This window comes from Pseudomonas sp. 18.1.10 (genome assembly GCF_024655625.1).
In the GTDB taxonomy this organism is placed as follows: domain Bacteria; phylum Pseudomonadota; class Gammaproteobacteria; order Pseudomonadales; family Pseudomonadaceae; genus Aquipseudomonas.
The window spans coordinates 1-7,652 of record NZ_JANLGL010000241.1; the positions used below are offsets into that span (position 1 = coordinate 1).

Consider the following 7,652-nt stretch of genomic DNA (forward strand, 5'->3'; position numbering starts at 1 on the left):
TCAGTCGAAATATAGGTGACTGATACTCCGCATTCGCGAGCAAGCCCGCTCCCACAGGGGATGGTGTTGAGTCAGGCCGTAAGCGTGCGCCTGTCACTCAACCTTTGCCGGATACCCGCCAATCGGCGGCAACTCGCCAATCTTCTCCAGCCGCGCCCGCACAATATTGCGGCTGATCCCCAGCAACCGCCCCGTCTGCAACTGGTTGCCATGGCAGAACTGGTACGCCGTGCGAAACACCTGCTCCTCGATATGATCGAACAGGTTGTCCAGGTTCTTTTCGAACAAACTAATCAACGCCGACTCCAGGTCGCCGCCCGCCGCAGGCAGCGCCTGGATCTCCTGGCGCACGGCCGCGCTCATCTCCACCAGGTGCAAATCCCCCGGTTGGATCAACTGCTGGCGGCACACCAGCAGCGCGTGATGAATGGCGTTTTCCAGCTCTCGGATATTCCCCGGCCAGTTGTGCGCCAACAGCTTGCGCTCGGCCTCGGGGCTCAGTTGCGCGCTGCTGTAGCCCAGGCGGCGGCAGTGTTCGGCGACAAAGAATTCGGTGAGCGGCAGGATGTCCCCCGGGCGCTCGCGCAGCGGCGGCAGGCGGATGGTTGCCACGTGCAGGCGGTAAAACAGATCCTCGCGGAAATTACCCGCGACCACGGCGTCCGCCAAGTTGATATTGGTCGCCGCCACCAGCCGCACGTTGATCGGAATCGGCGTGCGCGAGCCCAGGCGCACCACTTCGCGCTCCTGCAACACCCGCAGCAGTTTGACCTGCATGCCCAACGGCAAATCGCCGATCTCGTCAAGGAACAAGGTGCCGCCGTTGGCCGCTTCAAACCAACCGGCCTTGTTCTGCGTGGCGCCGGTAAAGGCGCCCTTCTCATGGCCGAACAATTCGCTCTCGACCAGGGTTTCGGGGAACGCGCCGCAGTTCACCGCGACAAAGTTGGCCTGGCTGCGCCGACTCAGGTTGTGGATCTGCCGCGCGACCAATTCCTTGCCGGTGCCGGTCTCGCCGATGATGAGCGCGTTGGCTTCACTCGGCGCCAGGCGCTCGATGCGGTTGAGCAGTTCCTGGGAACGCGGGTCTTTGAAAACCAGTACGGTGGCCCGCACCGTTTTGCTCAGTTCACGGGCGTTGGGGTGGGTGAGCAATGACATCTTACGGTCCTGTTTCCAAAGTACTGGGGTGCCATAGTGAACCAAGCCGCATAGATAAAATAATTATTAATTGGCATTTGAATATTCCAATAAAACATATGCGATTCACTGCTGCTGGAGCAGCAATCCATCAGCAACAGGCCGCTGCTGATTCAGCAAAAGCCCACTCGATAACGCCTAAAAACCCCGAAAACAGGGGATGTAGGCGCCTGGCATGCATTCTGCGTTGTCCCTCGGCATTCGTTGTTTGAACCCGAGGTTTTTTGCATGAAGTCGACCCGTCACCTCCCCGCGCTGCTCGCCGCCCTGCTGGTCGCGCCCCTGGCCAGCGCCGTTGAAATCGACCCGCAACGGTTGAGCCAACTGGACCAGGACATCCAGCGCGCCACCCCGCAGTTGATCGAACTGCGCCACGCCATCCACCAGCATCCCGAGCTGGGCAACCGCGAGTTCGAGACCGCTAAACGTGTGGCCCAGCGCCTGCGTGAACTGGGGCTGACGGTGCAGACCGAAGTGGCGCACACCGGCGTCGTAGCGATCCTGCGCGGCGGCAAACCCGGCCCGGTGGTCGCGATCCGCTCCGAGCTGGATGCGCTGCCCGTCACCGAGCAAACCGGCCTGCCCTACGCCTCCACCGTCAGCGTGCCCTACAGCGGCAACGACTTCAGCCAGGCCGGCAAAACCGTCGGCGTGATGCACGCCTGCGGCCACGATGCGCACATCGCGATTGTGCTGGGGGTGGCCGAAGTGCTGGCCAAGCACAAGGACAGCCTGCCCGGCACCGTCAAGTTCATCTTCCAGCCCGCCGAAGAAGGCGTGCCGGTCGGCGAGAAAGGCGGCGCGCGCCTGATGATCGAACAAGGCGTGCTGGCCGAGCCGGCGCCCCAGGCGATTTTCGGCCTGCATGTGGGGCGCGGCGTGTCCGGCTCGCTGTCCATCAGCCGCGAGCGCACCACGGCAGCGGCGGACACCTTCGTCGCCACCGTGACCGGCGCGCAAACCCACGGCGCCTTCCCCTGGGCCGGCATCGATCCGATCCCCCTGGCCGCGCAGATCGTGCTGGGCTGGCAAACCATCCCGAGCCGGCAGATGGACCTGGTGGCGCTGCCGGCACCGGTGATTTCCGTAGGGCGCATTGACGCGGGCGTGCGCAGTAACATCATCCCCGCGCAAGTGCGCCTGGAAGGCACCGTGCGCACCTTGAGCCAGTCCCAGCGCGACGACGTGATCGAACGCCTGCGCCGCACCGCCAGCAAGATCGCCGAGAGTGCCGGTGCCAGCGCCAGCATCGACGTCACCCCGACGTACCCGGCGGGCTACAACAACAGCGCGTTGGTGGATGCGCTGCTGCCGCAACTCAAGGCCTCATCCAAGCTGCCGGTGGACATCGAATCCGGCGTCTACGCGGCGGACGACTTCGCCGAGTACTCGCGCAAGATCCCCGGCGTGTTCTTCGGCCTCGGGGTGACGCCCGACGGCATCGACCCGGCCCACACCTGGCCCAACCATTCACCCAAGTTCCTGGTGGACGACAACGCGCTGCCGGTGGGCGTGCGCGCGCTGTCCCGCGTGACCCTGGGCTATCTCGCCAACAATGGCTTTGGAGCACAACCATGAAGCTGCCCTACAAACGCCTGATCGCCGCACTGGCGCTGATCCCTGCGCTGAGTGCCTTCGCAGCCGAAACGCCCACCGCCGTGCGCATCGGCATCGTCTCGTTCACCCAGGGCGGCAAGCCGGTGTTCGGCGGCATTCCCGGGCGAGTCATCGAAGAAGGCTGGCTCGAACAAGCGTTGAAAAAACGCGGGGTCGCCCTGGAGTGGCAAGCCCTGCCCCACGCCAACGCCGGGCCGCAGATCAACGAAGGCTTTTCCAATAACAGCCTGGACTTCGCCGTGCGCGGCGACCTGCCGTCGGTGATCGCCCTGGCCGGCGGTGTACCGGGCAAGCTGGTGGTGCCCGGTGGCAGCGGCAATAACATCTACCTGGTGGTGCCCAAGGATTCGCCGGCGCAGTCCATCAACGACCTCAAGGGCAAGCGCCTGGCCCTGCACCGAGGGCGGCCGTGGGAGTTCCCGTTCAGCCAGTTCCTCGCCAGCCAGGGTTTGGCGCTGAAGGATTTCAAGATCGCCAATATCAACCCGCAGGTCGGCGCGGCGGCGGTGTCGGCGGGCAAGGTCGATGCCGCCGTGCTGCTCAGCGAGGCCTATCTGCTGGAAGACAAGCAGGTCGGCCGGGTGCTCTGGTCCAGCAAGCAAGGCGCCGCCGACTGGCGCCTGGCCTCGGACCTGTGGGGCACCGAGCGTTTTGTCGACAGCCAGCCGCAACTGACCCAACTGGTCGCCACTGCCTGGGTCAAGGCCAGCCAATGGTTGGCCGATGAGCACAACAGCGCCGAGTACTACCGCTTCTCGTCCCTCGCCGGCACCCCGCAAAGCGTGCTGCGCCGTGACGATCAAGGCGACCCGGTGCCGTGGGTGCAACGCTGGGCACCGAAGACCGATGCGCAGTTGCTCAAGCACTTCGCCGCGCTGTCCCAGTACGCCCTCGACAACCAGTTAATCAGCAGCCAGCCCGACTTCAGCGGGTCCCTGGCCACCCGTTTCACCGACCAGGCGATCCGCGACCTCGGCCTGATCGACCTGTGGCCCAACCTCAAGGCCCAGGTCGAAAGCGCCCGCTAATTTTTTCCAGGAGACTGCTTGATGAGCATCGACTTTTTCACCCGCCTGCCCCTGCATGGCGAAACCCAATTCCTGCCCGGCGACCCGCGCAACCGCGGCGACTGGCAAGCCCCGGAAAACAACAGCGGCGCGGTCTCGGACTTCGCCGTCGGCGACCCCTTCACCTACATCGACTACCTCGGGCAGATCGCCCGTGCCGCCGAGATCAACCGCTTCAGCGGTGTGCTGATGGTCAACGCGCCCAGCGGCGAGGAGCCCTGGACCGTGTGCTCATTGCTGGCGCGAGAAACCCGCACGCTGAAATTCGTCAGTGCGTTCCAGCCGTTCCACTTCTCGCCCTTCGTCGCCGCGCAAATGGCCGCCACCTACCAGCGCGCCAGCGGCAACCGGCTCGTATGGAACATCATCAACGGCGGCTCCGAAGTGATGCAGCGCCAGGTTGGCGACGTCACCGGCCACGATGAGCGTTATGCGCGGGCCAGCGAGTTCATGGACGTGGTCAAGGGTTACTGGAACAACGAACAGTTCCACTACGCCGGGCGCTACTACAGCGCCGAAGGCGGCGGCCTGCGTGGCCCGCAGAAAAAAGCCGAACTGCCGCTGATCTGCACCGCCGGTTCTTCCGAAGCCGCCCGCGAATTCGCGGCCAAACATGCCGATTACTACCTGATGCGTGCCGAGCGCCCGGAAGAAATCCGCGCGCTGATCGACGACGTGCGCCGCCGCGCCGTGGCCCATGGCAATGGCAACCTGCGCTTTGGCTTGTCCGTCGATGTGGTCACCCGCCCGACCGAGGACGAAGCCCGTGCCGAAGCCCGGCGCTTTTTCGACGAAGGCGTGGCCAAGGGCGTGGTCCAGCAACTGGCGGCCCACGACGGCCTGCGTTCGGCGCGCAAGCTCGGCTTTGAACACGAATACGCGCAAAAACAGGCGCCCGGGTTCGATGACTTTTTCATCCACCCCACTGTGTGGTCCGGCTTCGGCTATATCGGCGTGCCGCCCGGCGTCGCGCTGGTGGGCAGCTACGCCCAGGTGATCGAGCGGATTCACGAATACAACGCAGTGGGCATCGAGCTGTTTTTCCTCGCCGGCTACCCGCACCTGGAAGAAAACTACCGCCTGGGCGAACACATCCTTCCGCACTTCCGCCACCTGCGCCAACCCGCAGCGCGGCAGCCGGCCCAACCCAACGAACAGGTGGCGTGATGGACCCGACGTTTTTCAGCCGCCGGCGTTTTCTCGGCAACAGCCTGACCCTCGGTTCTGGCCTGGTGCTCGGCAGCAGCCTGCTCAGTGCCTGTGGCGACGGCGCCGCACCGAAGGCCTTGGCCAGCGCCGCTCCAACCGGCCCGCAGTACGGCGGGCGCCTGCGCCTGGGGGTGATCGACGGCAGCCGCAGCGGCAACCTCGACGCCCATAAACCGGTGGGCAGCGGCATCATTCGCGGCTTTGCGCTGTACAGCAAACTGTGGGAATGGGACGAAAACATGCTGCCGCGCCTGGCCCTCGCCGAAGAGGCCGAAGTCAGCGCGGACGCGCGCACCTGGACCCTGCGCCTGCACAAGGACCTGGAGTTCCACCACGGCAAGACCATCGACGCCGATGACCTGGTGTTCTCCATCCGCCGCCTCACCGATCCCCAGTTGGCCTCGCCCTACGCGGCGCTGCTGCACTGGATCGACCGCGACCACCTGGAGAAACTCGACAACCGCACCCTGCGCGTGCGCTTCAAGGATGGCGCCGGCTTTGTGCCGTTGCCGGAAACCTGGGTCAACTTCGGCGGCATCGTGCCGGTGGACTATCACCCGGTGACCAACCCGGTGGGCGCCGGCCCCTACAAGCTCAAGAGCTTCACCCCGGGCCAACGCTCGCTGTTCACCCGCTTCGACAACTACTACAAGGCCGGCAAGCCCTACGCCGACGAGTTGGAAATCATCGACTTCAAGGACCAGACCTCGCGCCTGGGCGCCTTGCAATCCGGGCAGATCGACCTGGCCAACGGTTTGGCCAACGAACACCTGCGGCTGGTCCAGGCCAATCCAACATTGCAGGTGCTGACCTCGGTCACCGGCAACTGGCTGACCTTCGACATGAACCTCAGCCAGGCACCGTTCAACGACCCGCGCGTGCGCGAAGCCTTTCGCCTGATGGCCGACCGTGAAGAACTGGTGGCCCGCGCCCTCAACGGCCAGGGCCGCGTGGCCAACGACCTCTATGCACCCAACGACCCGACCTTCGACCACAGCATCCCGCAGCGCAGCTACAACCTGGAACGCGCCAAAGCCCTGCTGCGCGAAGCCGGCCAGGAGCACTTGAGCGTGGAACTGGTGGCCGACCAGGACAGCGGCGGCGTCGCCTCGGCGCTGGTGTTCGCCGAACAGGCCAAGCGCGCCGGCGTGGACATCCGCGTGCGCCAGGTCGACAGCGCCACGTTCAACGGCCCGCAACTCACCGAATGGCCGCTGAGTACCGGTGGCAGCATCGGCGCGCCGTTCCTCACCTGTGGGCTGCACTCCGACGCGCCAGTGTCGGTGGCCAACAAGACCCACTTCAGCGACCCGCGCTTCGACCAGCTGTTCCTCGAGGCGCTGGCCCAACCCGACCTGGAAAAACGCCGCGTGCTGGTGCACGAAGCGCAACAGATCCAGCATGCCAAAGGCGGCATGCTGATCTGGGGCTACGCCAACCTGCTCGACGGCATCGCCCACCGCGTCGGCGGCGCCCAGGCGGAAAAAACCCTGTTCCCCACCTGGCGCTTCGACAGCCTGTGGCTTAAGGAGCCGGCGTGAGTGGCCTGGCACGGCGCCTGTTGTCTGCGCTTGGCAGTGTGCTGCTGATTAGCGTGCTGGTGTTCCTCGCCATCCGCCTGCTGCCGTCCGACCCGGCGCGGGTGATTCTCGGGCCGGGCGCGCCCGAAGCGTCGTTGCAGGTGCTGCGCGAACAGCTGGGCTTGCACTTGCCGCTGTGGCAGCAATACCTGCACTGGCTCGGCGCGGCACTGCGCGGTGACCTGGGCCTGTCCCTGGACTCCCAGGTGGCCGTGAGCCAACTGCTGGGCCAACGCTTCGCCAACTCCCTCGCGCTGCTTATTCCCGTTGCCCTGTGCAACCTGCTGCTGGCCGTGGGGCTGGGCACGCTGCTGGCGTTGTACCGCGACCGCTGGATCGACCGCCTGACCCTGCCGCTGCTGGTGATGTTCAAATCACTGCCGGGGTTTGTGCTGGCGATCGGCTTAATCATGCTGTTTGCCACCAGCCTGTTCACCTGGCTGCCGGCGGTATCGCTGCTCGACCCGGAACACTCGGCGTTCACCCAGGGCCGCTACCTGGTCCTGCCCGTGGCCGCGCTGGTGCTGGCGAGTGCGCCGTACCTGATCCGCCTGGTGCGTGGGGCGATGATCGAAGCGCTGCACAGCGACTACCTCGAAGCCGCCCGCCTGCGTGGCCTGCAACCCTGGCGGCTGGTACTCGGGCACGCCTTGCCCAACGCCGTGCTGCCGCTGATCCAGGGGCTGGCGTTGACCCTCAGCGTGTTTTTCAGCAGCACCTTGCTGGTGGAGATGGCGTTTACGTATCCGGGGGTGGGCAGCTTACTCAACGACGCGATTCGCCTGCGCGACGTGCCGGTGATTCAAGGCGGGGTGAGTGCGATTGCGGCGTTTGTGGTGGGGGTGAATCTGCTGGCGGATGGGCTGGCGAGGCTGTGCGTTCCCAAGCTGCGCACCCAGGCGAACTGAATAAATGCGATCAACCTGTGGGAGCGGGCTTGTGTGGGAGCGGGCTTGCTCGCGAATACGGTGTGTCAGTC

6 protein-coding genes are annotated in these 7,652 nt (G+C 65.2%); 5 read left to right on the forward strand and 1 reads right to left on the reverse strand.

Features of this window, described 5'->3' with window-relative positions; genetic code table 11:
- Positions 1-93: 93 nt before the first annotated feature.
- On the reverse strand, positions 94-1,161 hold the full coding sequence (locus tag NUV89_RS25685; protein WP_124524469.1) for a sigma-54-dependent Fis family transcriptional regulator: 1,068 nt from the start codon (positions 1,159-1,161) through the stop codon (positions 94-96).
- Between the two features lie 267 nt (positions 1,162-1,428).
- On the opposite strand from NUV89_RS25685, the gene NUV89_RS25690 reads away from it, so the two are divergent.
- From NUV89_RS25690 to NUV89_RS25710, 5 genes are read left to right on the forward strand one after another with little or no spacing between them, the layout of a single operon-like run.
- Positions 1,429-2,778, forward strand: coding sequence for an amidohydrolase (locus NUV89_RS25690; protein ID WP_257783523.1), 1,350 nt, complete (start codon positions 1,429-1,431; stop codon positions 2,776-2,778).
- Positions 2,775-3,845 (forward strand): PhnD/SsuA/transferrin family substrate-binding protein, encoded by a 1,071-nt coding sequence (locus tag NUV89_RS25695; protein WP_257783524.1) that lies wholly within the window; start codon positions 2,775-2,777, stop codon positions 3,843-3,845. The genes NUV89_RS25690 and NUV89_RS25695 overlap by 4 nt, the downstream gene beginning before the upstream one ends.
- A gap of 21 nt (positions 3,846-3,866) precedes the next feature.
- Complete coding sequence (locus tag NUV89_RS25700; RefSeq protein ID WP_257783525.1) at positions 3,867-5,051, forward strand: LLM class flavin-dependent oxidoreductase; 1,185 nt, start codon at positions 3,867-3,869, stop codon at positions 5,049-5,051.
- The gene (locus tag NUV89_RS25705) at positions 5,051-6,634 is read left to right on the forward strand and encodes an ABC transporter substrate-binding protein (RefSeq protein WP_257783526.1); all 1,584 of its coding nucleotides are present in this window, start codon (positions 5,051-5,053) and stop codon (positions 6,632-6,634) included. The genes NUV89_RS25700 and NUV89_RS25705 overlap by 1 nt, the downstream gene beginning before the upstream one ends.
- A complete protein-coding gene (locus NUV89_RS25710) occupies positions 6,631-7,581 on the forward strand; it encodes an ABC transporter permease (protein WP_257783527.1) in 951 nt (316 codons plus the stop codon). The genes NUV89_RS25705 and NUV89_RS25710 overlap by 4 nt, the downstream gene beginning before the upstream one ends.
- Positions 7,582-7,652 lie beyond the last annotated feature (71 nt).

Coding starts and splice junctions, on each gene's coding strand:
- NUV89_RS25685 (WP_124524469.1), bottom strand. CDS start 1,161: ATGTCATTGCTCACCCACCCCAACGCCCGTGAACTGAGCAAAACGGTG.
- NUV89_RS25690 (WP_257783523.1), top strand. CDS start 1,429: ATGAAGTCGACCCGTCACCTCCCCGCGCTGCTCGCCGCCCTGCTGGTC.
- NUV89_RS25700 (WP_257783525.1), top strand. CDS start 3,867: ATGAGCATCGACTTTTTCACCCGCCTGCCCCTGCATGGCGAAACCCAA.
- NUV89_RS25705 (WP_257783526.1), top strand. CDS start 5,051: ATGGACCCGACGTTTTTCAGCCGCCGGCGTTTTCTCGGCAACAGCCTG.
- NUV89_RS25695 (WP_257783524.1), top strand. CDS start 2,775: ATGAAGCTGCCCTACAAACGCCTGATCGCCGCACTGGCGCTGATCCCT.